The organism is Vibrio sp. 1580, assembly GCF_033340055.1.
Genome location: NZ_JAWOVT010000471.1, coordinates 1 through 591 on the forward strand (window position 1 = coordinate 1; position 591 = coordinate 591).

Below are 591 nucleotides of genomic sequence, written 5' to 3' on the forward strand. Positions count from 1 at the left end.
GCAACGGTTTGTTTTATTCGGTCAAAGAGAAGGCATTACATTGGTAATTTAAATGCCGGCACCATGTCCAGATTCTGTTTGTTCCTCTTCTTCTTTGAGTTCAGCCATTTCTTCTTGCTGTTGTGCTTTCTCGATGCTCAACCACCAAACGAACAACTCATACCAAATCGCCAGAATAACTGCACCTAGGAACAGGCCAACGATGCCGTAGAAAAGCATACCGCCGATGGCCCCAAGCAGAATCACAGGCATTGGTACGTCTACACCACGGCCCATAAACATTGGTTTTAGTAAGTTCTCAGACAGCGCACCGACAACCGCCCACACGGTAAACATGGTCGCGGTTGTGCTGTCTTGCGTCATGTACATGTAGCCAATCACTGGCAATACGGCAAGCAGCGCAGGAAGCTGAGCGATACACAAAATCATCAGAATCAGAGTAAGCAAACCAGCAGCAGGAACGCCAAACACAAAGAAGCCAGCACCGATCAATAGCGCTTGAATCGCAGCCACACCAACTACGCCCAGCAGCACGCTTTTAATGGTCGCGGCGATAAGCGTTGTCCAGCTTTTCGCGTTTTCGCCAGCGGT

Annotated in this window: 1 protein-coding gene; it reads right to left on the reverse strand. The window is 49.4% G+C overall.

The features are described 5' to 3' along the window. Positions 1 to 48: 48 nt before the first annotated feature. Positions 49 to 591: AI-2E family transporter (locus tag R7093_RS26655; RefSeq protein WP_318147205.1), on the reverse strand; the 543-nt coding region annotated here is incomplete at its 5' end.